The 20,899-nt window shown below is 66.9% G+C and carries 23 protein-coding genes; 11 read left to right on the forward strand and 12 right to left on the reverse strand.

Annotation, left to right across the window (positions count from 1 at the left end):
• Positions 1–168: 168 nt before the first annotated feature.
• The gene (locus NKH51_RS14845) at positions 169–852 is read left to right on the forward strand and encodes a CRISPR-associated protein Cas4 (protein WP_254762451.1); all 684 of its coding nucleotides are present in this window, start codon (positions 169–171) and stop codon (positions 850–852) included.
• Here the strand turns inward: NKH51_RS14845 and NKH51_RS14850 are convergent.
• Genes NKH51_RS14850 through NKH51_RS14860 form a run of 3 tightly spaced genes read right to left on the reverse strand, consistent with a single transcriptional unit; the run spans position 849 to position 2,314 of the window.
• On the reverse strand, positions 849–1,436 hold the full coding sequence (locus NKH51_RS14850) for an L-threonylcarbamoyladenylate synthase (RefSeq protein ID WP_254762452.1): 588 nt from the start codon (positions 1,434–1,436) through the stop codon (positions 849–851). The genes NKH51_RS14845 and NKH51_RS14850 overlap by 4 nt on opposite strands.
• A gap of 57 nt (positions 1,437–1,493) precedes the next feature.
• A complete protein-coding gene (locus tag NKH51_RS14855) occupies positions 1,494–2,009 on the reverse strand; it encodes a redoxin domain-containing protein (protein ID WP_254762453.1) in 516 nt (171 codons plus the stop codon).
• Positions 2,009–2,314, reverse strand: coding sequence for a glutathione S-transferase N-terminal domain-containing protein (locus NKH51_RS14860; protein ID WP_254762454.1), 306 nt, complete (start codon positions 2,312–2,314; stop codon positions 2,009–2,011). The genes NKH51_RS14855 and NKH51_RS14860 overlap by 1 nt, the downstream gene beginning before the upstream one ends.
• Before the next feature lie 112 nt (positions 2,315–2,426).
• Between NKH51_RS14860 and NKH51_RS14865 the strand changes: the two genes are divergently transcribed.
• Positions 2,427–3,839, forward strand: a complete 1,413-nt coding sequence (locus NKH51_RS14865) for a hemolysin family protein (protein WP_254762455.1) — start codon at positions 2,427–2,429, stop codon at positions 3,837–3,839.
• Between the two features lie 15 nt (positions 3,840–3,854).
• On the opposite strand, the gene NKH51_RS14870 is transcribed toward NKH51_RS14865, so the two are convergent.
• From NKH51_RS14870 to NKH51_RS14885, 4 genes are all read right to left on the reverse strand, one after another.
• Positions 3,855–4,598 (reverse strand): hypothetical protein, encoded by a 744-nt coding sequence (locus NKH51_RS14870; RefSeq protein WP_254762456.1) that lies wholly within the window; start codon positions 4,596–4,598, stop codon positions 3,855–3,857.
• A gap of 48 nt (positions 4,599–4,646) precedes the next feature.
• Positions 4,647–5,840 carry an inorganic phosphate transporter gene (locus NKH51_RS14875; protein WP_254762457.1) on the reverse strand — a complete coding sequence of 398 codons (1,194 nt, stop codon included), beginning with the start codon at positions 5,838–5,840 and terminating at the stop codon, positions 4,647–4,649.
• 91 nt (positions 5,841–5,931) lie between these two features.
• A complete protein-coding gene (locus NKH51_RS14880) occupies positions 5,932–6,654 on the reverse strand; it encodes a DUF5828 family protein (RefSeq protein ID WP_254762458.1) in 723 nt (240 codons plus the stop codon).
• A gap of 87 nt (positions 6,655–6,741) precedes the next feature.
• Entirely contained in the window at positions 6,742–7,485 is a 744-nt protein-coding gene (locus tag NKH51_RS14885; RefSeq protein WP_254762459.1) for a four-helix bundle copper-binding protein, read from the reverse strand.
• A 274-nt stretch (positions 7,486–7,759) separates the two neighbouring features.
• Here NKH51_RS14885 and upp point away from each other — a divergent pair, with 274 nt between their 5' ends.
• The 3 genes from upp (at position 7,760) to NKH51_RS14900 (ending at position 10,053) form a co-directional block, all read left to right on the forward strand.
• Positions 7,760–8,437, forward strand: a complete 678-nt coding sequence (upp, locus tag NKH51_RS14890) for a uracil phosphoribosyltransferase (protein ID WP_254762460.1) — start codon at positions 7,760–7,762, stop codon at positions 8,435–8,437.
• A 64-nt stretch (positions 8,438–8,501) separates the two neighbouring features.
• On the forward strand, positions 8,502–8,879 hold the full coding sequence (locus NKH51_RS14895; protein WP_254762461.1) for a cupin domain-containing protein: 378 nt from the start codon (positions 8,502–8,504) through the stop codon (positions 8,877–8,879).
• A gap of 286 nt (positions 8,880–9,165) precedes the next feature.
• On the forward strand, positions 9,166–10,053 hold the full coding sequence (locus tag NKH51_RS14900; RefSeq protein ID WP_254762462.1) for a hypothetical protein: 888 nt from the start codon (positions 9,166–9,168) through the stop codon (positions 10,051–10,053).
• Between the two features lie 29 nt (positions 10,054–10,082).
• Here NKH51_RS14900 and NKH51_RS14905 read toward each other — a convergent pair whose 3' ends face one another.
• Positions 10,083–10,691, reverse strand: a complete 609-nt coding sequence (locus NKH51_RS14905) for an IMPACT family protein (RefSeq protein ID WP_254762463.1) — start codon at positions 10,689–10,691, stop codon at positions 10,083–10,085.
• Positions 10,692–10,887: 196 nt separating this feature from the next.
• On the opposite strand from NKH51_RS14905, the gene NKH51_RS14910 reads away from it, so the two are divergent.
• The gene (locus tag NKH51_RS14910) at positions 10,888–11,304 is read left to right on the forward strand and encodes a DUF7522 family protein (protein WP_254762464.1); all 417 of its coding nucleotides are present in this window, start codon (positions 10,888–10,890) and stop codon (positions 11,302–11,304) included.
• Between the two features lie 9 nt (positions 11,305–11,313).
• Here NKH51_RS14910 and trpY read toward each other — a convergent pair whose 3' ends face one another.
• Positions 11,314–11,817 carry a TrpY family transcription regulator gene (gene trpY, locus NKH51_RS14915; protein WP_254762465.1) on the reverse strand — a complete coding sequence of 168 codons (504 nt, stop codon included), beginning with the start codon at positions 11,815–11,817 and terminating at the stop codon, positions 11,314–11,316.
• 134 nt (positions 11,818–11,951) lie between these two features.
• Between trpY and NKH51_RS14920 the strand changes: the two genes are divergently transcribed.
• Positions 11,952–12,758 carry a hypothetical protein gene (locus NKH51_RS14920; RefSeq protein ID WP_254762466.1) on the forward strand — a complete coding sequence of 269 codons (807 nt, stop codon included), beginning with the start codon at positions 11,952–11,954 and terminating at the stop codon, positions 12,756–12,758.
• A 9-nt stretch (positions 12,759–12,767) separates the two neighbouring features.
• Here the strand turns inward: NKH51_RS14920 and hisB are convergent, their stop codons facing one another.
• On the reverse strand, positions 12,768–13,355 hold the full coding sequence (gene hisB, locus NKH51_RS14925; protein WP_254762467.1) for an imidazoleglycerol-phosphate dehydratase HisB: 588 nt from the start codon (positions 13,353–13,355) through the stop codon (positions 12,768–12,770).
• Between the two features lie 274 nt (positions 13,356–13,629).
• On the opposite strand from hisB, the gene NKH51_RS14930 reads away from it, so the two are divergent.
• The gene (locus NKH51_RS14930; RefSeq protein WP_254762468.1) at positions 13,630–13,884 is read left to right on the forward strand and encodes a DUF8028 family protein; all 255 of its coding nucleotides are present in this window, start codon (positions 13,630–13,632) and stop codon (positions 13,882–13,884) included.
• 87 nt (positions 13,885–13,971) lie between these two features.
• Here NKH51_RS14930 and hisA read toward each other — a convergent pair whose 3' ends face one another.
• A complete protein-coding gene (hisA, locus tag NKH51_RS14935; RefSeq protein WP_254762469.1) occupies positions 13,972–14,733 on the reverse strand; it encodes a 1-(5-phosphoribosyl)-5-[(5-phosphoribosylamino)methylideneamino]imidazole-4-carboxamide isomerase in 762 nt (253 codons plus the stop codon).
• A 118-nt stretch (positions 14,734–14,851) separates the two neighbouring features.
• On the opposite strand from hisA, the gene NKH51_RS14940 reads away from it, so the two are divergent.
• Positions 14,852–16,714 (forward strand): SLC13 family permease, encoded by a 1,863-nt coding sequence (locus NKH51_RS14940; RefSeq protein WP_254762470.1) that lies wholly within the window; start codon positions 14,852–14,854, stop codon positions 16,712–16,714.
• 27 nt (positions 16,715–16,741) lie between these two features.
• Here the strand turns inward: NKH51_RS14940 and NKH51_RS14945 are convergent, their stop codons facing one another.
• Positions 16,742–18,016, reverse strand: coding sequence for a carboxylate--amine ligase (locus tag NKH51_RS14945; RefSeq protein ID WP_254762471.1), 1,275 nt, complete (start codon positions 18,014–18,016; stop codon positions 16,742–16,744).
• Between the two features lie 303 nt (positions 18,017–18,319).
• Between NKH51_RS14945 and NKH51_RS14950 the strand changes: the two genes are divergently transcribed.
• Positions 18,320–19,501 (forward strand): inorganic phosphate transporter, encoded by a 1,182-nt coding sequence (locus NKH51_RS14950; protein WP_254762472.1) that lies wholly within the window; start codon positions 18,320–18,322, stop codon positions 19,499–19,501.
• Between the two features lie 125 nt (positions 19,502–19,626).
• Entirely contained in the window at positions 19,627–20,808 is a 1,182-nt protein-coding gene (locus tag NKH51_RS14955) for an inorganic phosphate transporter (protein ID WP_254762473.1), read from the forward strand.
• The last annotated feature ends 91 nt before the right edge of the window (positions 20,809–20,899 follow it).

Consider the following 20,899-nt stretch of genomic DNA (forward strand, 5'->3'; position numbering starts at 1 on the left):
CAAAAAACGTCGATGAAAAAAGGCCGAGCGTTCGCTTCGCTCACGCTCGGTACGATCGCTTGCCCCCGTGGTCCACCACCGGTTTGGAGCAGAACGTCGGCTGACTCCGTCTCCATCGCTCGCCGATCCTGGTGAGATTTTTTATATCAAGCCGCGGCCAGACGGCCCGTGACCCGTACGCACGTTTCGTTCAGTGACCTCCGGACTGCCGCCTACTGCCCGCGAAAGTGCTACTACCAGCGAGCGCTGCCCGACGAGGACCGCGCACCGCCACCCGAGATCGAGTCGATTCGAGGGCTCGAGCCCCGATACGAAGCCCTCCTCGAGGCCCCACCGAGTGACCTCGAGCGCGAGCCGATCGCGGTTTCGGCCGTCCGCTACCGCGATCGACTGGCGTCCACTCGCGACCGACTCGAGGACGCTGGTCACTGGTACCGGCTCCGAAACCCCGACGATCGAGACGTGTTCGCGGCCGGCCGCCACTGCCGCGGCGTCGTTCACAAGGTACTCTCCGAGCCGCTCGAACCGGTCTTGCTCTCGACGGGCGAACCGCCCGAAAACGGCGTCTGGGAACCCCAGTCGGTCCACGCCGTCGCGGCAGCGAAGGCGCTGGCCTGGGAGCACGGCGAAACCGTCGACCGGGCCTGGCTCGAGTATCCGGCCTACGGCGAGATTCGGTCTCTCAAGCTCACGACGCGGCGAAAGGCGCAGTATCGGAGTGCGCTCCGGGCGGTCCGAGAACTCGACGGCCCGCCGGCGCGGACGACCAACCGCTCGAAGTGCGACCCCTGTGAGTTCGCCGCCGAGTGCGGCGTCAAAACGAGAACGCTGCGATCGCTACTCGGCCTCTAGTGGGTCTCGAGCCAGGTTTCGATCTCGTCGGCCATTGCCCCACGGCGGTGAATCGTCCCGCTCGAGACGTCGACGACGGTGCTCTCGGTCCCGCCGTCGGTTTCACCATCGTCGAGGACGACCGCGGCCGCCTCCCGAATTTCGAGGTCGAGGTCCGCGACCTGGCGGGCGCTCGCCCGGCCGCTGACGTTCGCGCTCGTCGCGGTGATCGGCGTACCCGCTCGCTCGCACAGGCGAAGCGCGAGCGGCTGATCCGGCACCCGGACGCCGACACGGTCCCGACCCGCCGTCAGTTCGTCGGGGACGCTTTTTCGCCGCCGACAGAGGACCGTTACGGGCCCGGGGAGGAACGTCGCCATGAACTGCCGCTCCCGATCGGTCGCGCGGACGTGTTGCAGCGCCGACGGCACCGACGGCACGGCGAACGACAGGGGCTTGGATCGATCCCGGCCCTTCGCCGCGAACACCCGCTCGACGGCGTCGGGCTCGAGCGCGTCCGCCCCGAGGCCGTAGACCGTCTCGGTGGGGTAGACGACGAGTTCCCCCGCGTCGATCGCCTCGGCCGCGCGGTCGAGTTCGCTCATTCGGTTCGAACTCGGCTCATTCCGGTCAAAAAAGTATCGCTCGGGATCGGTATCGCCTCAGTCGAGGCCGAGTTCCGACTCGAGGTCGTCGTAGTCGGGGAACTCGGGCCAGTCGGTGGCGACCCACGCGCCCTCGACGGTGCGGTCGCCGTCGAGCGCGAAGAAGGCGACGCGGGGTTCGCTGACGCCGGTCATCCCGTCGAGCTCGTTGGCGATCCCGTACGATTCGGCGACCTCGTTGCTCGGGTCAGTGAAGAACTGGAACGGGTAGTCGTTGTCCGCGAGGAACCGCTTGATGCCGTAGGGGGTCGAGGCCGTGACGCCGACGACCCGATCCGCGCGCTCGTCCCACTCGCGCTCCGCGAGCTCGTCCCAGACGTACTTCGCGAGGAACGAGCCGGTCATCGGCGTGAAGACGAGGATCGTCGTGCCGTCGCTCTCGCTGACGAGTTCCGAGAGTGTGCTGTCTTCCCAGAACTCGTCGGTGACGAGTGGGCGGGTGAAGTCGGCGGCCTCGTCGCCGGGTTCGGGGTGGTCCGTCGAACCCAACTCGACGACCTCGAAGTCGGGCATCAGTCGTCACCTCCCGCGCCCGCTGCTGTCGCGTCGGGGCGGTCGCCCTCGCCGTATGTCGACTCGAGGTAGTCGACGATGTTCGCGCTTTCGGCCATGGTGACGCCGGTATTCTCGTCGACGACGACGGGGACGGTGCGGACGCCGGCGACGCGCTTGACAACGTTTCGCTCGGAGTGCATCGGTTCGACGAACCGCGATCGGTACGAGAGATCGTACTCGTTCAGCCGCCGGGCGACCCGCTCGCAGTACGGACAGCCCTGGAGGCGGTAGAACGTAATCGGTGGATCGTCGGGTGCGCTCATGCACACTCGTAGGGCAAACGGCCGGGTAAACGTGTCGTCGGCGGCGGCGATGGCCGTCATCGATCGTCAAATGGGAAACGGTTAACCGATCCAGACGTAACGCTGTATATCAATGGCGTCGTCTCCACCCCTCGAGGTCGTGTTGGCTGCATACGAGGTCCCAGTGGTGGGACTCGAGATCGAGCAGTCGGTGGTGACCGTCCTCGGAGCGCTCGCGCTCGTCGCGCTCGTCGGCCTCTCGGCGTTCTTCTCGTCGTCCGAAATCGCGCTCTTCTCCATCCCGAAACACCGCGTCGAGGGGATGGTCGAAGACGGGATTCCGGGCGCAGAGCGCGTCAAGGCGCTCAAGGAGGATCCACATCGGCTGCTCGTGACGATCCTCGTCGGGAACAACATCGTCAACATCGCGATGTCGTCGATCGCGACGGCCATCCTCGGGCTCTACTTCGGCGGGCTGGCGGCCGTTACGGTCGCCACCCTCGGGATCACCGCCGTCGTCTTGCTTTTCGGCGAGAGCGCCCCCAAATCGTACGCGGTCGAGAACACCGAATCGTGGTCGATCCGCGTCGCCGGGCCGCTGAAGGCCGCCGAGCGGATAATGTTCCCGCTCGTCGTCCTCTTCGACTATCTCACCCGGCAGATCAACCGTCTCACGGGCTCGACGGGCGCGATCGAGACGCCCTACGTCACCCGCGACGAGATCCAGGAGATGATCGAGTCCGGCGAGCGCGAAGGGGTCTTAGAGGAGGAAGAACACGAGATGCTCCAGCGGATCTTCCGCTTTAACAACACCATCGTCAAGGAGGTCATGACGCCGCGGCTGGACATGACCGCAGTGCCCAAAGACGCGGGCATCGACGAGGCCATCGAGACCTGTATCCAGAGCGGCCACGCCCGCGTCCCGGTCTACGAGGGGAGCCTCGACAACGTGCTCGGCGTCGCGCACATCCGCGATCTCGTCCGCGATCTCAACTACGGCGAGACCGGCAACGACGAGATCGAACTCGGCGATCTCATCCAGCCGACGCTGCACGTCCCCGAGTCGAAAAACGTCGACGAACTGCTCTCCGAGATGCGCGAAAACCGGATGCACATGGCGATCGTCATCGACGAGTTCGGCACCACCGAGGGGCTGGTCACGATGGAAGACATGATCGAAGAGATCGTCGGCGAGATCTTGGAGGGCGGCGAGGAACAGCCCATCGAGGAGATCGACGACGACACCGTCCTCGTCCGGGGCGAGGTCAACATCGAGGACGTCAACGAGGCCCTCGAGATCGACCTCCCGGAAGGGCAGGAGTTCGAGACCATCGCCGGCTTCATCTTCAACCGCGCGGGTCGGCTCGTCGAGGAAGGCGAAGAGATTACCTACGACGGCGTCCGCATCACCGTCGAGACCGTCGAGAACACCCGCATCATGAAGGCCCGCCTCCGGAAACTCGAGATCGCCGCGGAGGAACCGGAGGCCGACGAGGACGACGAGACCGCGACCCTCGAGATCGACGAAAACGATACGCAACCGTAGCGTTACTCCGCCGACTCAGGTCTGCGACCGGACGAGCGCCGCCACGTCGCGGGCGACCGCCGGCGGGACGACGATCCGGCGCGGTCCCTGGACGTACTGGCCGCCGGGCTGTGCGTAGTCGAGTTTTAGGATCGCCGCGTCCCCCAGCCGACGGATCGACACGTCGGTGATCACCTCGAGATCGATGCGCTGGTCGGGCTCGTAGAGGTAGATCGCGCCTTCTTCGGCGTCGAGCGTGCCGACCGACTGCAGGAACGATGCGAGCACGAGTGCGACCAGCCCGATCGGGAGGAACAGCGCTGCCAGCCCGGTGAACGGGCCCGCACCGACGGCGAGCAGTTCGTTCTGGGAGACGTATCGTCCGACGCCCATCAGGACGCCGATGATCGCGCCCATCGCGACCGTCCCGACCGCGGCGTCGACGGCCCGGTCGGCGCTCGTCCCCGTGGGGGCGTCGAACGGAAGCGGCCCGCTGATCCGCGCCAAGTGCCCTTCCGGATCGCCGGCGACGGCCAGCGCGATGATCGTCGCCGCGAACGCTGCAATGAGCGCGAGGACTGCGGTCCGACCGATCGCCCCGAAGGCCTCGCCGCCCAGTCGGTATAGCCGCCAGCAGATGACGGTGCCGATCGCGGCGAAGAAGGTGCCGACGCCGAACATCCACAGGAGCCGGACGGTACGCGACGTGCTGGTGTCCCGTCGCCACTGGATCGTGTCCGTTTCTGCCCCGTCTCCAGTGCGGACGGTATCCTCGTCCATACTCGCACTCACGACCCGTCGTGTAAAGACCGTTCGATATCGCCCGGCTTAGAGCGCGACCGCGCCGATGGCGGTGTAGCCGACGTAGCCGACGACGATCGCGCCGGTCAGCGAGCCGATCCACGCGAGGACGGTAAAACCCATCTTACGCGCACTGACGCCGCCGCCGGCGCCGGCTGCGGCGTAGCCGCTCCCGATGATCGCGCTGACGATGATCTCGTTGAACGAGACCGGAATGCCGTAGAAGACCGCGGCCTGCGCGATGATAAACGAGGGGATGAGCGCCGCGATCGACCGACGCGGCCCCAGCGAGGAGTAGTCCTGCGAGATCGCCTTGATCATCCGCGGCGCGCCGGTCCACGAACCTAACAGGAGCCCGAAGCCGCCGCCGACGAGCATCGCGATAAGTGGTAACTCGAGTTCGCTCGAGAGCGGGATCAGCGGCCCGATCGCCAATCCGACCTGACTGCCGCCGGCCGAGAAGGCGACGAGGCCGCCGAGGACGAGCAGGAAGTGGCGCTCGCCGCGCTCGAGGCCGTTGCCGAGATCGAGCGCGATCGCGCCCGACCACAGCGCTGCGATCGCGAGCGTCGCGGCGGCAACGCCGACGAGTTCCGAGCCGGGGAGCCAGCCGCCCGCGACCTGCGCGATCGAGGCGCCGCCGGCATCCGGCGGCCCGAGCAGCGCGAACTCGACGTTCGCGACGATCGCACCGACGATCCCGGCCAGCACGACGATGAGGTACGCCTCCGACAGACCTTCGGCGCGGAGGAGCCGGGCGACCGCATACGCGATGCCGCCGCCGACGAACGGCGTCAGTATCCACAGCGTCGCCATCTCGGTGTACTTGGCCCACGCCGGACTCCCGCCCATCGCGAGGCCGACGCCGATGACCGCCCCGGTGACGGTAAACGCCGTCGCGATCGGATACCCAGTGAAAATGCCGATCGCGACGAGGGCGGCCGCGATGAGCAGCGCCATCGTAGCGGCGAGCGACGTCAGCGTCACCCCGCCGATCAGCTCGGTCCCCACCGCTTCGGAGACGTTCGCCCCCTGGAGGACCGCGCCACCGAAGCCGAGCAGGCCGACGAGAAACCCGGCTCGCATCACCGAAATCGCGTTCGCGCCGACGGCCGGTGCGAACGGGGTGGAGCCGCTCGAGCCGGCGCCGATCGCCCAGGCCATGAAGAGACTCGCGAGCGCGGCCACGGCGAAAGTGCCCAGCGTGGCGATATCGACCATCTACTCGCTTCCTATTGGCGGATCCTACAAGTGTGTGCCGACCTGTCGCCGATAGCGGTGGCCGTTCGCCCGCGACCAACGCCGGAGCCCCTCAGTTCGTCGTCGATCTCGAGTTGTCCTCGGGTTCGGGCGGCGGCTCCACGCCCTCGATGGCCTCGGCCGCGTCGGTGTCTTTTTCGACTTCGACGTGCCAGCGGTCGATCTCGTCTTCGTACTCGGAGAGCCGGTCGGAGACAACGTCTTTGAGCTCGTCGTCGTTGACGTTGACCTCGAAGACGAACTGCTCACCGTTGTTGCCGTTTCGCGTCGACTGCTGGACGTTGGCGCTGACGAGTTCGTTGTCGAAGTAGTAGGGCGCGAGCTGGGTCATGACGTTCTGATAGACCGTGTCCTCGACCCGGCGCAGGGCCTTGCGGCTCGCGGAGTCGGCCGCCCGCGCGACGTAGTCGATCGACTCCTTCCAGTTGCCGACCGCGGCCTCGGCGTCGTCGTCCTCGAGGCGCTCGTAGGATTCGGAGAGCTTCTCGCCGGCCGTCTTGATGTCCTCGTCTGGCTGCTTGCCGGCTTTCTCGCCTTTGCCCTCCTCGACGCTGGCCTGGTCGGCGGTCTTCTCGCTGACGTCGGCGTCGAGGGTTTCGTGGGCCTTGGGTCGCCACTCGTCCCACTCGTCGAACGCGCGGGCGAGGTGCGCCTCGGAGTCCGCTTCGGCCTCGTGGACACCCGTGTCTCGAAGCGCGCGCGTGATGCGTTCGCCGTGCTCGACGATGTCGCCCCAATCGCCGCGGACCTTGAACCCCGAGATGCTCTCTTCCATTCGGCTGGCCGAGTGATAGCGTCCGGATCGGTATAAACTTCTCTGCCGTCGCCCGCCTGCGCGGGCATTGTCGGTCGGCCGAACGGGCTATCGCTGACCCCCCGTTCCTCGGCCGCCGGTCATACCCTGTGTCGGCTGCTGTCGCCCGCTCATTCGCTGTGGCTGGCTGCTGGTCATCGGTTGCTGCTGTGGTTGGTTGCCGGTCATCGGTTGCTGGCCGCCGATCGGCTGGGAACCGGGCTGTTGGCCGCCCGCCGCCTGACCGTCGACCATGCCGAGCACGATCGAACAGGAGTCGATCGTTCGATCGATCACCGAGATCGTCTCGGCGATGTGCGGGTGTTGCTGGTACTGCTGGAGTTCCGCCAGCCCCTCGGTCGCCACCCGGACGAACGCGTCCGCGACTTCGGGACCGAACATCGAGTCGCGTGCGATCAGACTCTCGTTGAGGTCGGCGAGCTCCGCGATGTCGTGACAAATCCGGGCGCACGTCGCGAGCTGTCGTCCCTCCGAGGCACACTCCGTTGCACACCAGTCGGCGACGTTCGACAGTTCAGTAAAGTCCTCGAGCGCGATCCGAAGTTCGTTCGTCAGGTGGCCCTCGAACGACTGGCGGTGCTGCATCTGTTGCCCGCCCGGTCCTCGCCCGCCGGCCGTCCCTTGTGGCCTCATCTGTTGGCCGCCTATTCCCTGTGTTCGCTGCTGACCGCTTGGTATCGGCTGTTGGCCGCCGGACACGGGTCGCTGGCCGCCCATCGACTGGGTCGGTTGCTGTCCGTACTGTTCGGTCGGCTGTCCCTGTTGTGGCTGGTGTTGGTACTGGTGGCTCATTGTGATAGCCGCCCGTAGCCGGGCGTCGGAGCCTACGCCGATCCATTGATTAAACCGGGGCCACCGTTACGACCGTTTTCGGCGGCAACACGCTGTTTTCGGATCGGCGTGACGGCGGCCGAAGTCGGATCGAAACGCGCCGGCGGACGCGGTAATATATAGTTAGTGCCTCCAATCTCCGCTTTCGAAGGGTGCGTTGGCCGAGGACCGTGCCCCGGAGCGGCGTTCGCGGCTGATCGATACTGTGAACTACCCGGCGGGTCGCTGTAGGGATATGCCGATCGAAGACCGGGACGACGCGTATCTCATTACGCACGCACTGGCGAAGGACACGCTCTCGCGCCTGCGCGATGTCGAGACCGAGCAGGTCAGCTTCCGCAAGGGGCTCGTCAAACTCGGCCGGATCTGTGGCTACGAGATCATCGACGGCCGGATGGAGACCGAGTACGTCGAGATCGAGACGCCCCTCGAGCCGACGATGGGCGAGCGCGTCCGCGGCCTCGAGGACGTGGTGATCATCAACGTCTTGCGTGCCGCGACGCCGTTCGTCGAGGGGCTGTTGAAGGCGTTCCCGCGGGCCAGACAGGGCGTCATCAGCGCGAGCCGCGACGAGGCGGCCGGCCGGGACGAGGACGGCTCGTTCCCGATCACGGTCGACTACGTGAAACTCCCCGAGATCCACGAGGAGGACACGGTCATCGTCGCCGACCCGATGCTCGCGACGGGGAGTACGATGTGTACCGTCTTGGAGCACGTCGTCGAGAACGCCGCGCAGCCGGAGAACCTGATCGTCCTCTCGGCCGTCTCCGCCCCGGAGGGCCTGCTCCGCGTCGGCGAGGAGTGTCCCGAAGCCGACCTGTTGACCGTCTCGATCGACGACCGCCTCGACGACGACGGCTTCATCGTCCCCGGCCTCGGCGACGCCGGCGACCGGGCGTTCCGAACGACCTGAGTTTGCGGTCGTCGCGGCTTTCGACTGCCGACGGATTTTTGCTGATACACGGAATCGAACCCGTATGGACTACAGCGTCGTCGATCCCGACGATCTCGAGTACGTCGATGACCGCCCCTGCGACCTCCGGCGGCTAAGCGAGGCTGCGGGGATGGACGCAGTCGCGATCAACCGCTTCGACGCCGAACCGGGCGAACAGCTGCCGTTGGCCTACCACTACCACGAGACGCAAGAAGAGGCGTTCGTCGTCCTCTCGGGGACGTTACACGTCGAGACGCCCGACGGCGACCTCGAGGTGCCCGCGGGATCGCTGTTCGCGGCCCCGCCGGAGGCACCCCACCGGGCGTACAACCCCGTCGACGCCGACGAGCCGGTGTCGGTCGTCGCCATCGGTGCGCCGCCGGTCAGCGGCGACGCCGTGCCCTACGAGCCCGACGAGTGACGGTGTAGCGGGGCTCGAGCCGTCTCACGCTCCCGGCGCTCGCGAGCCGCATCCGCAGGTGTCGACCTCGAGCAACGCGTCCACCAGGCAGCGTCCGGCAACGGTGGCCGGAAGGCGATCGCCGCCGACGCCTCGATCCGCACCCGGTCGGACGGTCGTGAGTGAATAGCGTTGGCCCGTCCAACCCCTTCGTTTCCGGTCGAACTCCGCTTCTAGCCCGAATCGGCGATCCGCCGTGACGACTCCACTCGTTACTATTTTAACACAACCGCCCGTCCGTTCGGATATGACTGGTCGTGGCTCGACCGAGCGGCCCGCAATCGGCGACCGAATCGCCGAGTCGCCCGAGGCGACGTTTCCGTTCGCGTTCGCGGGCTACGTCGGCACGCTCGTTGCCACCCTCGCGGCGTTCGCCGTCGTGCGCGTGGACATCTCGCCGACTGTCGCCGGCGCGGTCGTCGTCGTCGGCTTTCTCGTCGGGACGCTCGTTGGCGTCGCCATCGCGGGACGGGACCAGCGGCTCCCGGTGCGTCTCGGCCGGAGCTGGCGTCGACGGACCGCCGTCCTGAGCCCGGCCGCGCCGCTCGGCCTGATCGCTGGCGCCGCGTGGCTCGGTCGGCTCGAGCCCGATGTCGGCCTCGTCGGGCTCGGCGCGATGTTCCTCGTCGCGATCATCGGCCTCGTCACGATGCGGTTGGCGGAGACCTGTTACGTGGCGTCGATCACCGCCGACGAGCCCAGAGCGCACTGGCGATGGGAGCCGCCGAGCACGCGGCGGCTGGATACGTTCGTCCTCGCGGTGTGGCTCCTGCTGGGCGCGACCAACGCCTACGGCGGCGAGTGGGCGAGCGCGATCGTCTGGACGGGGCTCGCGCTCGGCTGGATGTGTACCGGTCTCGCCGAAGGTCGGTGGCGGATCGCGTCGTTCGGCGAACCGCCCGAAATTCGCGTCCACGATGCCGGGCTCGTCACGCAACGGCCCTACACGCGGGCGATCGTCCCGTGGTCCGACGTGTCCCGCGTCCGGCTGCGCGAGGACGAACTCGTCCTCGATCGGGGCTTCTTCGACGTCCGCTTCGAGCGCGACCAGCTCGCCGACCTCGAGGCCGCGCGGGCGGTGATCGAACAGCACCTCGACGCGAGTCGGGCCGGTCCGGGCACCGCGCCGCGATAGTCGCCGCGTTCGCGGGTCTCGGCCCTGCTTCACGCGAGGTCCGCCCGGCCGCTCGTGGCGCTTCGGAGCCGGTCTCGCAGCGCTGCGCTCTCTGCGAGCGGGACGCGCACGTCGAAGGTGACCGCGGTTTCGTACTCGGCGTCGAACTCGTACCCCTCGCTCTCGAGAATCGAGCGGACGGTACCGGAATCGTCGTATTCGACCGTAATCGTCACTCGGTCGTGGGGCCGCTCCTCGACGACGCCCGCCGCGTCGACGGCCTCCGTCACCGCGCGGGAGTAAGCCCGAACGAGACCGCCGACGCCGAGGTTCGTTCCGCCGTAGTAGCGGGTGACGACGACGGCACAGTTCTCGATGTCCCGCTGTGTGAGGACGTGTAACGCCGGCTTGCCGGCCGAACCGGAGGGCTCGCCGTCGTCGCTCGAGTACTCACGCAGGAACTCGCCCTCGGTTCCGGTCCGGACGCGGTAGGCGGGGACGTTGTGGGTCGCGTCGGCGTACTCCTCGCTGACGGCGTCGACGAACGATTCGGCGGCGTCGACGCCGTCGACGGGCCGAACGTGGCCGATGAACTCCGACCCCTGGACGACGAACTCGGCGGTGGCGGGTTCGGCGACGGTCCGATAGGCACCGGTCACTGCCGGTCACCTCGGCCGTTCCGCCTCGCTCGCCTCCCGCCGTCCGTCTCGACGCTGCCCATGTCGGATGGGTACATCGGCCCGCGAAAAGAGACCGTCGGTCCCACCGCTCGGGGCGGACCACGAACGGACCGGCTCGTCTGACCGTCTCGCTGGGACCCTCACGCTATTGTTCCTCCGCGTATTGAATGGATATATGGACGGTGAGACTATCGATACCGAACTCGCGGACGAGATCCACAGCGTCTGTCGAACGACGGTGGGCGACGAACTACGCAGTATCACCTACTTCACCGAGGAGAACGTCGAACAGCTGTATCTCCGCTCGGACCTAGAGCAGACGGCGGATCTGATCGGCTTCGCGGACCACGAACGACTGGGTTTTCACTCCCAGTCGGCCTACCGGAACACGCAACTCGGCGAGTATCAGGCGACGATTCGGATGTTCGAGAACGGCTTCCTCTCGCGGGTCATTCGGGGCCCCCACGGCGTCTGGGTGACGACCGACGACATGTCGATCGAGCGCTTCGAGGAACTGACAAGCGCCCTCGAGTCGGTCCTCGACGAGTTCGCGGACACCGTCGACGTCGAGGGCGAGAGCGGGGACGCCTGATCGTCGGCGTCACTGGATTTCGATCTTCCGGACGAACTCGAGGTCGCGAATTGCGGTGATCACGCCGCCCGAGAGCTCCTCGTCGGTGATCAGGTAGAGCCGCGGCTCGTCGGTGAACTCGGGATCCTCGCTGATGGTCTGGCGGATCGAGATGCCGTGGTCGGCCAGCGTGCCCGTGATCTCGGCGACGATCCCCTCCTGTTCGGCGTCGTCGACGGCGATCGACAGCACGGTGAGATCCAGTACCGGCGCGAGATCCATCAGGCTCGGCACCTGCGAGATGTTCTGGAAGATGCGCCGCAACTCGGGATCCTCGAGGATAACGTCCGTCGTCGAGTCGACGACTCGGCGGTCGACGCCGATCTCGCGGGCGATCCCCGTGTTCGGAATCTCGATCCCGCCCGAGACGACCCGACCGTCGTCGTTGACCGAGAAGCCACGCTCGAGCAACAGGCGGATGACCGCCTGCTGGCTCGGCGACCCCTCGAATTTCTCCATGATCTCGTCGAACATTCGTCCGCGAGTGTACGCACGCCCGGATATAATGTTCGGTGGTCAGTCGCGGCTGGTCGTCCGCGACGACGGTCTCGTTTCGGAGATGGTCTGTCAGCCTGAAATTTTTATACACCGCCATTGATGGGGCAGCTATGCATGCACTCCAACGCTGTGACTTCTGTGGTGCCGACGCCGCTGGCGCGTTCGAAATCGTTCCCCCCGAACTCGAGCCGACCGAGGCCGAACAACGCCGCGTCGTCCTCTGTCTCGACTGCAAGGAGCGCCTCGAGGTACTGATCGACCCACTGCTCGCCCGCGCGGGTGCCGAGCACGACGCTACAGCCGACGAGCGCAATGTGGCCGACGGCGGCTCGAGGAGTACCAGCGCCGTCGTCGCCGCTGCCGACGACTCGACGCAATCGCCCGAGCGAACCCCCAATTCGAACGCGACCGTTTCCGAGCCCGATACGGAGCCGGAGACCGACGCCGCAGAGACCGCGGCCGAACCCGTTTCGGAGACAGCGGCTGACGCCGAGACCGAAGGCGACTCCGACGCCGAGACCGGCACCGACTCGAGCGGCGTCTCGCTGCTCGAGGAGGGGATCACCTTCGAACACGGTGACGAAGCGGCCGACACCGAGGTCGATGCGGACGCGGTCGCCGAGTTGGTCGCGGCGGCCGACGAGGAGATCGAGGCCGACGAGACAGACGACGACGAACACGATGAGGAGGCGTCGTCGGATGCCGAGTCGACCGACGCCCCGACGAGTCCGCCGTCGGCCTACGGCAAGGTCGTTCGGCTCCTTCGCAATCGCGAGTTTCCCATGCAGCGACGCGCCGTCGAAGAACTGGCCGCGGGAGCTTACGACCTCGAGGACCACGAGGTCGAAGCGGTCGTCGACTACGCGATCGAAGACGGCGAGTTCGTCGAGGAGCGCGAGATGCTCGAGCGGCCCTAACGGTGGCGGCTACAGCGTTCCTTTGGTGCTTGGCGTCCCTTCCCGACGCTCGTCGAGCCGCGTCGCGTCGTCGAGGCTGCGGGCGAGCGCCTTGAACAGCGCCTCGACCTCGTGGTGGGCGTTCTCGCCGTCGACCGCGAGGTGGAGCGTCAGCCCGGCGTTCATCGACAGCGATTCGCCGAAGTGACGCGCCATATCGCTGGTGAAGTCGCCGATCGACTCCTGGGAAAACGCACCGTCGAAATAAAAGCGCGGCCGGCCGCTCACGTCGACGACGATCTCCGCGACGGCCTCGTCCAGCGGCACTTTGCGGTCGGCGTACCGGACGATCCCCGCGCGATCGCCCAGCGCCTCGTCGAACGCCTCGCCGAGGACGATCGCCACGTCCTCGACCGTGTGGTGGTCGTCGATCTCGAGGTCGCCGTCGCACTCGATCTCGAGGTCGAACAGACCGTGCTTGGCGAACGACGTTAGCATGTGGTCGAAAAAGCCGATTCCGGTGTCGATCGCCGCCGCGCCCGACCCGTCGACCGCGAGCGTACACTCGATCGACGTCTCGGCAGTCTCGCGCGTGCGGGTCGCCGCTCGCTCGCTCATGGGATACTCATGCCGCCCCCGGTACAAGGGGGTTCCGCTCGTCGGCCTCGCCGCCACGGCGGACCCGTTTACGAGTCGGTCGATCGCCCTTCGGCGCACGACGGAGAAAAACCTCTCTAAATCGATTGTAAAACGTCTAAACGAACCTAAGACGGTATAAAATTGCTGTTACTCCCCGGTATCGGGCTGAAACGGACCGAAACGACGCCAATTTTCGACCCGTTATATGATCCGTGGGGTGAATGTCCCTCTCGAGACGAGGTGTCCCGACCCGATGTCAAACCCCTCCCCCGTTTCGAACGAATCGATCGCTCCGTCGAGCCCTGAGGCGGAGCGCCAGCACCGACTCCTCCGGTCGGTCAAAGGCCCCGCCCAGTTCCTGTCGTTCTGGGTCGCGATCGCCCTGCCCTTCGTGCATCTCCCCCTCCTCGCACAGGGGCTCGGCGATCCAACCGTCACGCTGACGTTTTTCGTCCTCCTGGCGGTCAACGTCTTCGCGCTCTACCTCGGACACGGCTACAACCGCTGACTCGTCTCGTCGGTCCGACGACCGAACGCTGTGCCCTCCGCCCGTCCGTTCGGTTCCGTCGGAGCCGCCCGAGCGTCCCGTCTCGACCTACTCGTCTTCGCCGACCGCGTCCTGTGCCGCCGCGAGCGTGAGGTTCCCCTCGTAGAGCGCGCTACCGACGACGACCGCGGCCGCGCCGGCGTCCGCGAGCGCGTGCACGTCCTCGAGCGTGGCCACGCCGCCGCTGGCGATCACTGGAATATCGGTCGCCGCGACCAGGTCACGGACCGGTTCGGTTGCGACCCCCTCGAGCCGACCTTCGACGTCGACGTTCGTAAAGAGGATCGCGGCGGCGCCCAGATCCGCGTACCGCTCGGCGGCCTCGACGGGCGAGAGTCCCGCGCTCTCGGTCCAGCCCTCGACGACGACCTCCCCGTCTTTCGCGTCGAGGCTGACGACGACGCTATCCGGGTGTCGCTCGCTGATCTCGGCGACGATGTCGGGGTTTTCGACCGCCGCGGTGCCGAGGATGACGCGGTCGACGCCGCGCTCGAGCAGGTCGAACGCCTCCTCGGCGGTGCGAATCCCACCGCCGAGTTGCGTCGGTACGTCGACGGCGTCGACCACCGCGTCGATCGCGTCGGCGTTCTCGCGTTCGCCCTCGAACGCGCCGTCGAGGTCGACCAGATGGAGCGTCTCCGCACCGGCGTCGATCCATCGGCGAGCGGCCTCGACGGGCTCGCCGTAGGTCTTCTCCGTGCCGCGCTCGCCCTGAACGAGCTGGACGACGTCGCCGTCCTGTACGTCGACCGCCGGAATCACCTCGAACGCCTCGAGTCCGCCGCCTCCGTCGCTCGCATCGGTGTTCATATCCCTGTAGGGGAGCCCGCTGCGAGTAAAGGCGACGGTTTCGGCGAACGACCATCGCCGACACACTGTATCCACACTCGACAGAATCGTTACAAGTGTGGTCGGTGTGGATCGTCCCATGCCGCTGCCGGCGTGCGTTTTCATCGCACAGGCGACTGTCACTCGACCCGAACTGACGACGGATGCGCTCGTCGTCTTCGGCGTCGTCGTCCTCGCCCTCGTCCTGTTTCTCACCGAGCGCCTGCCGATCGACGTGACCGCGATCTTGCTGATCGTGGTGCTGGTCGTTCTGGAACCCTGGACGGGCGTCGATCCCGAAACCGGCATCTCGGGCTTTGCGAACGAGGCGACGATCACGGTTCTCGCCATGCTCATCCTGAGCGGCGGGATCAGCCGGACCGGCGTCGTTCAGGAACTCGGCCGGCGGATGGCGGCGTTCGCTGGCGACAGCCTCCGCAAACAGCTGTTCGCGACCGTCGCGGCGACCAGCCCGGTCTCCGGCTTTCTGAACAACACGCCGGTCGTCGCGCTGCTGGTGCCGGTCGTTACCGACGTGGCCAACCGCGGGAACACGTCGCCCTCGAAGCTCTTGATCCCGCTCTCCTACGCCTCGCAGATGGGTGGGATGCTCACGCTCATCGGTACCTCGACGAACATTCTCGCGAGCGACGTCAGCGCCCGCCTCGGCTCTCAGTACCCCGAACTTCACCGATTCTCGATGTTCGAATTCACTGGCCTCGGCGCTATCGTCGTCGTCGTCGGCTCGCTCTATCTGATCTTCGTCGGCCACTACCTGCTTCCCGAGCGGGTTCCGCCCAATGCCGACTACCTCGAGGAGTACAAGGTCGGTGACTATCTCGCCGACTTGGCCATCATTCCGGGATCGCCGTTGGTGGGCGAGACGGTCCGCGACGCGACGGAATCGCTTGGCCCGGAGATCGACGTCGTGCAGGTGATCCGTGATGAGGTACGGTCGGTCGCCCCCCGACAGGCGACTCCTCTCCGCGAGGGCGACGTGTTAGTCGTCCGAACGAACCGCGACGCGATCGCGACGCTCGAGGACGCCGCCGGCGTCGAACTCGTCGGCGGGCCGGGCTCGGCGGCGGAGCTGTCGACGGACGCGGAAACGGGCGTTCTCACGGAGCTGGTCGTCTCGCTCGACTCGCGGCTCGTGGGCGAGCGCCTCGATCCGGAATCGTTCCGCGAGGAGTTCAACGCGGCCGTTCTCGGGCTGCGCAGCCACGGCGAACTCGTCGCCGACCGCATCGTCGGCAACCGTCTGGATGTCGGCGATACGCTGCTCGTACAGGCACCGCCGGACACGCTCGATCGACTCGCTCGACGGGACGACGTGATCGTTGCCCGCGAACCGCCCCGTCCCGACTACCGCACGGACAAGGCCCCCGTCGCCATCGCGATCATGGTCGGCGTCGTCGCCGTCGCCGCCCTCGAGCTCTACCCGATCCTTGTCTCCGCGCTCGCGGGCGTCGTCGCGATGGTCGTCACCGGCGTCTTGGAGCCGAACGAACTCTACGACGCCGTCGAGTGGGACATCATCTTCCTGCTCGCGGGGGTGATCCCGCTGGGGATCGCGCTTGAGGCCAGCGGCGGCGCGGCGTATCTCGCCTGGCTGGTCGTCCAGTCGGCCGGTTTCCTGCCGCCGATCGCCGTGCTGTGGCTCTTTTATATCCTGACGGGGTTGCTCACGGAAGTCATCAGCAACAACGCGAGCGTCGTCCTTCTGCTTCCGGTCGCGGCGGCCGCGGGGGCCGGCATCGGCGCGAACCCGTTCGCGTTCGTGCTCGCGGTAACCTTCGCCGCGAGCACCGCCTTCCTGGGGCCGATCGGCTATCAGACGAACCTGTTCGTGTACGGCCCCGGCGGCTACCGATTCGGCGACTATTTCCGGATCGGCGCGCCGCTACAGCTGCTGCTGTCGGTCGTGACCGTGGGCGGGATCGCCCTGTTCTGGGGCGTCTAAAGCCCGGTCCGGCGTCGCCGACGACGTTCACCGCGGCCGGGTCGTCGGTCGTCGTTGCTCCCCGGCCTCGCGCCAGTCGACCGGCGGCTCCGACCGGCCGAGTCGGAGCCCGTACTCCGCGAGGGAACGGTCGATGGGAACTCGTTCGTCGAGTTCGCGGAGTCCGTCCTGCACGAAGGGGACGGGATCGTCGCGGCTGTACACGTCGAATTGGGGCTGTCGATAGCAGGACTCGACGATCTCCCGGATCGACCGGAGCGGATTCGGCCGATCCACGAGCGACGACTCGTCCCGGAAGTGACTCAGCAGGTAGTTCAGTTCGCCCTTCAGGTAGTGACTGCCGACGCCCCGTTCGTACCCGGCCTCGATCTCGTCGGTTCGATCGGTCGCCAGCTGCCAGTAATACCGCGGGAAATCGGCCCCCATTCGAACGTTCGCCGCCAGCGACGTCCACATCCGCGGGTTGATCTCCGCGAGGTAGAACTCGCCGGTCTCGGGGTGGCGCATGTACTCGATACAGGCGAGCCCGTGCCAGTCGAGTTCCTCGAGCAGCCGACGCGCGGCCTCCTCGAGTTCCGGCACGAAGACCGACTCGCGGTAGACGCCGCCCCCGCCGGTGTAGGACGCGCCCCGTATCTGTTCGTGCTGAAACGTCGCCACCGGTTCGCCGCGGTCGTAGAGCCCGGCGAACATGTACTCCTCCTTGATCGGGATGAACTCCTGGACGATGGGCTCGTGTCCGAACGCCGCGCGCAGTTCCGCGACGTCCGGCGACTCGCCCGGCTCGAGGTGCTCGATCGTCTGCTCTCGGCTCGTCTCCCCGGGCGATTCGGTGTCGACGAACTCGTCGGCGACGAGGTTGTATCGGGACTTGACGATCGCCCTCGAGTCGACCGTCCCGACGTCGCCGATCGGAACGGTCCGCGGAACCGGGACGCCGGCAGCCTCGGCGGCCTCCCGCAGCCGGACGCGATCGGTGACGCGCTCGAGCGTCTCGAGGGTCGGCCAGGGCGTCGCGACGTGGTCCGCGAACGCGTCGCGGCGCTTCGCGAGGACGAACGCGTCCTCCTCGCGGAGCGGGACGATCGTCCGGACATCGTCTCTGCGCGCGAGCGAGAGGAGCGCGTCGGCGTAGCCCGCGATATCGGTCGTCGGATCCGGCGTCAGGACGGCCTCGTCGCAGTACTTCGAACAGAACGTCTTGGCGGTCGGATCCTCCGAGATGACGATCGTGTTGACGCCGGTCTGTGCCAGCGATCGAACGCAGGCGTCGGAACTGGGAACCGGGACGGCGGACAGCACGATCGACTCGCCGTCGGTACCGTTCGGACCGGTGGGTGGAGTTGAATGTATTGACACGCTGGTCGGTACGCGGACCGAGCACGCCGGGCCCTATTGTAATGGAGATGGTACAGCACTCCGGTGTCAGTGGAGCAGCGATCGGCGAGAACGGCGGGCTGTTGGACGCGATTTATCGTCCAATCGGACGGCGTTCGCTGCTCAGGGAACGGATACAACTGACGAACGAGTCATAACTCTGGTCCAGAGGTCGCGTCGCCGTTCGAACGACGTGATTTTTATCGTCGGCTCGCATGACTACCGAACGTGCCGGAAGTACTGCTTGTCGTTGGACTCCTCACGGCGATCTTCGTCGGTTACAACATCGGTGGCTCGACGACCGGGCCCGCGTTCGGGCCGGCGGTCGGCGCGAACGTGATCACGAAAGTGATGGCCGCCGCACTGATGTCGGTTTTCTTCTTCGTCGGTGCGTACACGATCGGCCCGCAGGTCGTCGAGACGCTCGGGAGAGAACTCGTCGAGGACACGGCGATCTTCACGCTCCGGACGAACGTCGCCGTCCTCTTTTTCATCGGCGGCGCGCTGTTCGTCGGCAACTACGCCGGCGTCCCGGCCTCGACGTCGATGACGGCCGTCGGGGCAATCGCCGCGCTGGGCTTTGCGACCGGCGAACTCAACTGGGATGTTCTCGGCGAGGTCGTCGTCTGGTGGGTCGTCGCGCCCATCACCGGCTTCTGGGTTGCCGGCGTGGTCGGCCGCTACTTCTACCCCCGGATCAACGCCTGGATCGCCATCGAGGGCGATCAGGAGGGCGAGCCGATGGTCTCGCTCGACCGGTCGGGAGTCGTGCCCCGCCTCGGCTTCCGTGCCGACGGCGACCGCCGGGAGATCACCGGCGCGCTGGTCGTCGTCGCCATCGGCTGTCTGATGGGTTTTGCCTCCGGGACGAGCAACATCGCGAACGCGATCGCGCCGATCTACGGCACCGGCGACGTCGACATGATACCGCTCATCCTGATCGGCTGTGCGGCGGTCGCGATCGGCTGCTTTACGATCGCGCGTCGCACCCTCGATACGCTCGGCAGCGATATCACGAACCTGCCGCTGACCGCGGCGATCGTCGTCGCGGTCATCAGTTCGGGGATCGTCGTCACGCTCTCGTGGCTCGGCATTCCCGCGAGCTTCGTCGTCATCGCGACGATGAGCATCGTCGGGCTGGGCTGGGGCCGGGCCACTCGGACGACGACGCTTTCGGGCGTCCGCGCCGGCGAGGAGACCCGCGTCTCCGTCGGTGCGCTGACCGCCGAGGAGGAGGGCGAACGCTCCCCCGAAATCGGCGAGGAGGAACCCGAGGATATCCCGCAGGCGTCGGACCTCTTCGACCCGTCGACGACCGCCCGCGTGATCCTCATGCAGAACGTCGTGCCGGCCATCTCGACGATCGGCGCCTACCTCACCTTTCGGTTCGTTCCGCTCTTCGGCTTCTGACGATCCGTGGACACGGTCGCGGATGGCCCGTCCTCGAGCGCTCGAGGGGGTCGACCTGTCGTGGCCGATGATAGTCGTATCGTCGCTCCGAAACGTCTTTTTCGGCAGGGAGAATGGTCCCGGGTATGGTTTCCGCGATTCTCTTGGTCGGGATCGTCGTGGCCGTCTTCGTCGGGTTCAACATCGGTGGTTCGTCTACGGGGATCGCCTGGGGGCCGGCCGTCGGCGCTGGCGTCATCGGCAAGACGGCAGCTGCGGCGCTCATGTCGATTTTCGTCTTCGTCGGCGGCTGGACCGTCGGCCGAAACGTCATCGAAACGATGGGCGGCGACATCGTCCCCGCCGAAATCTTCACGCTGCAAGCTAGCATCATCGTGTTGTTCTTCATCGGGCTCGGGATGCTGGTCGCGAACCTCTTTGGCGTCCCCGTTCCCACGTCGATGACCGCCGTCGGAGCCATCGCCGGCCTCGGGCTCGCGACCGGCACGCTCGATATGGTCGTGATGGGCCGGATCATCTCCTGGTGGGTCGTCACGCCGATCCTCGCGTTCTGGATCGGCGGCATCGTCGGCCGCTACTTCTATCCGTACCTCGATCGCTTCTTCGAGATCCGTCAGTCGAGCGGGCCCCTGCTCACGCTCGAACGATCGGGGCTCGTTCCACAGCCCGCGATGGGGCCGGGGACGACGGGCAAGGAGCTCGCGACGACGATTCTCATCGTCGTGATCGCCTGTTACATGGCCTTCGGCGCGGGCGCGAGCAACGTCGCGAACGCGGTCGCGCCGCTGGTCGGCAGCGGAGCGCTCGATATCGGGGGGTACGACGGGACGAACCTCGGCATCGCGATCGGTGCGCTCGCGATCAGCCTCGGCGGGTTTACCATCGCGCGGCGGACGATGGAGGCCGTCGGTAACGACCTCACCGAACTTCCCCTGCTGGCGGCGCTGATCGTCGCCGTTACCGCCGCCACGATCACGACCTTCCTCTCCGCGATCGGTATCCCGATCAGCCTCGTGATGGCCACCGTGATGACCATCGTCGGACTGGGCTGGGGTCGAGCCAGCCGCACCGCCACGATCACCGGCCTCGCGCGCGGCGAGGAGGAACTCGAGCTCTCGATGAACGTCCTCACGCAGGAGACGCCGGAGGAAGTGCCCAAGATCGGCGAGGAGGAACCCGAGGACATCCTCGAGGCCGACGATCTGGTCAGGCCGGCCGCCGTGGCGCGGTTCGTCGCGTTCTGGATCATCGGCCCGTCGGCGTCGGCCGGCCTGGCGTACGCCTTCTTCCTCGTCGTCCCGATCTGAGTTCCCGAGATCGCTCGCGGGCGCCCGATCCCGGTCGCCCGCCGACCCAGGGCTGTCGGATCCGTCGCCGCTCGCTCGTCTGCCCCCGAAT

This window comes from Natrinema marinum (assembly GCF_024296685.1).
GTDB lineage: Archaea > Halobacteriota > Halobacteria > Halobacteriales > Natrialbaceae > Natrinema > Natrinema marinum.

Excerpts from the sequence above, each read along its gene's own strand:
- upp (WP_254762460.1), top strand. The coding sequence starts at position 7,760 with ATGCCGATCGAAGACCGGGACGACGCGTATCTCATTACGCACGCACTG.
- NKH51_RS14955 (WP_254762473.1), top strand. The coding sequence starts at position 19,627 with ATGGTTTCCGCGATTCTCTTGGTCGGGATCGTCGTGGCCGTCTTCGTC.
- NKH51_RS14900 (WP_254762462.1), top strand. The coding sequence starts at position 9,166 with ATGACTGGTCGTGGCTCGACCGAGCGGCCCGCAATCGGCGACCGAATC.
- NKH51_RS14855 (WP_254762453.1), bottom strand. The coding sequence starts at position 2,009 with ATGCCCGACTTCGAGGTCGTCGAGTTGGGTTCGACGGACCACCCCGAA.
- trpY (WP_254762465.1), bottom strand. The coding sequence starts at position 11,817 with ATGTTCGACGAGATCATGGAGAAATTCGAGGGGTCGCCGAGCCAGCAG.
- hisA (WP_254762469.1), bottom strand. The coding sequence starts at position 14,733 with ATGAACACCGATGCGAGCGACGGAGGCGGCGGACTCGAGGCGTTCGAG.
- NKH51_RS14910 (WP_254762464.1), top strand. The coding sequence starts at position 10,888 with ATGGACGGTGAGACTATCGATACCGAACTCGCGGACGAGATCCACAGC.
- NKH51_RS14880 (WP_254762458.1), bottom strand. The coding sequence starts at position 6,654 with ATGGAAGAGAGCATCTCGGGGTTCAAGGTCCGCGGCGATTGGGGCGAC.
- NKH51_RS14860 (WP_254762454.1), bottom strand. The coding sequence starts at position 2,314 with ATGAGCGCACCCGACGATCCACCGATTACGTTCTACCGCCTCCAGGGC.
- NKH51_RS14875 (WP_254762457.1), bottom strand. The coding sequence starts at position 5,840 with ATGGTCGATATCGCCACGCTGGGCACTTTCGCCGTGGCCGCGCTCGCG.
- NKH51_RS14850 (WP_254762452.1), bottom strand. The coding sequence starts at position 1,436 with ATGAGCGAACTCGACCGCGCGGCCGAGGCGATCGACGCGGGGGAACTC.
- NKH51_RS14930 (WP_254762468.1), top strand. The coding sequence starts at position 13,630 with ATGTCAAACCCCTCCCCCGTTTCGAACGAATCGATCGCTCCGTCGAGC.
- NKH51_RS14865 (WP_254762455.1), top strand. The coding sequence starts at position 2,427 with ATGGCGTCGTCTCCACCCCTCGAGGTCGTGTTGGCTGCATACGAGGTC.
- NKH51_RS14940 (WP_254762470.1), top strand. The coding sequence starts at position 14,852 with ATGCCGCTGCCGGCGTGCGTTTTCATCGCACAGGCGACTGTCACTCGA.
- NKH51_RS14870 (WP_254762456.1), bottom strand. The coding sequence starts at position 4,598 with ATGGACGAGGATACCGTCCGCACTGGAGACGGGGCAGAAACGGACACG.
- hisB (WP_254762467.1), bottom strand. The coding sequence starts at position 13,355 with ATGAGCGAGCGAGCGGCGACCCGCACGCGCGAGACTGCCGAGACGTCG.
- NKH51_RS14885 (WP_254762459.1), bottom strand. The coding sequence starts at position 7,485 with ATGAGCCACCAGTACCAACACCAGCCACAACAGGGACAGCCGACCGAA.
- NKH51_RS14920 (WP_254762466.1), top strand. The coding sequence starts at position 11,952 with ATGCATGCACTCCAACGCTGTGACTTCTGTGGTGCCGACGCCGCTGGC.
- NKH51_RS14895 (WP_254762461.1), top strand. The coding sequence starts at position 8,502 with ATGGACTACAGCGTCGTCGATCCCGACGATCTCGAGTACGTCGATGAC.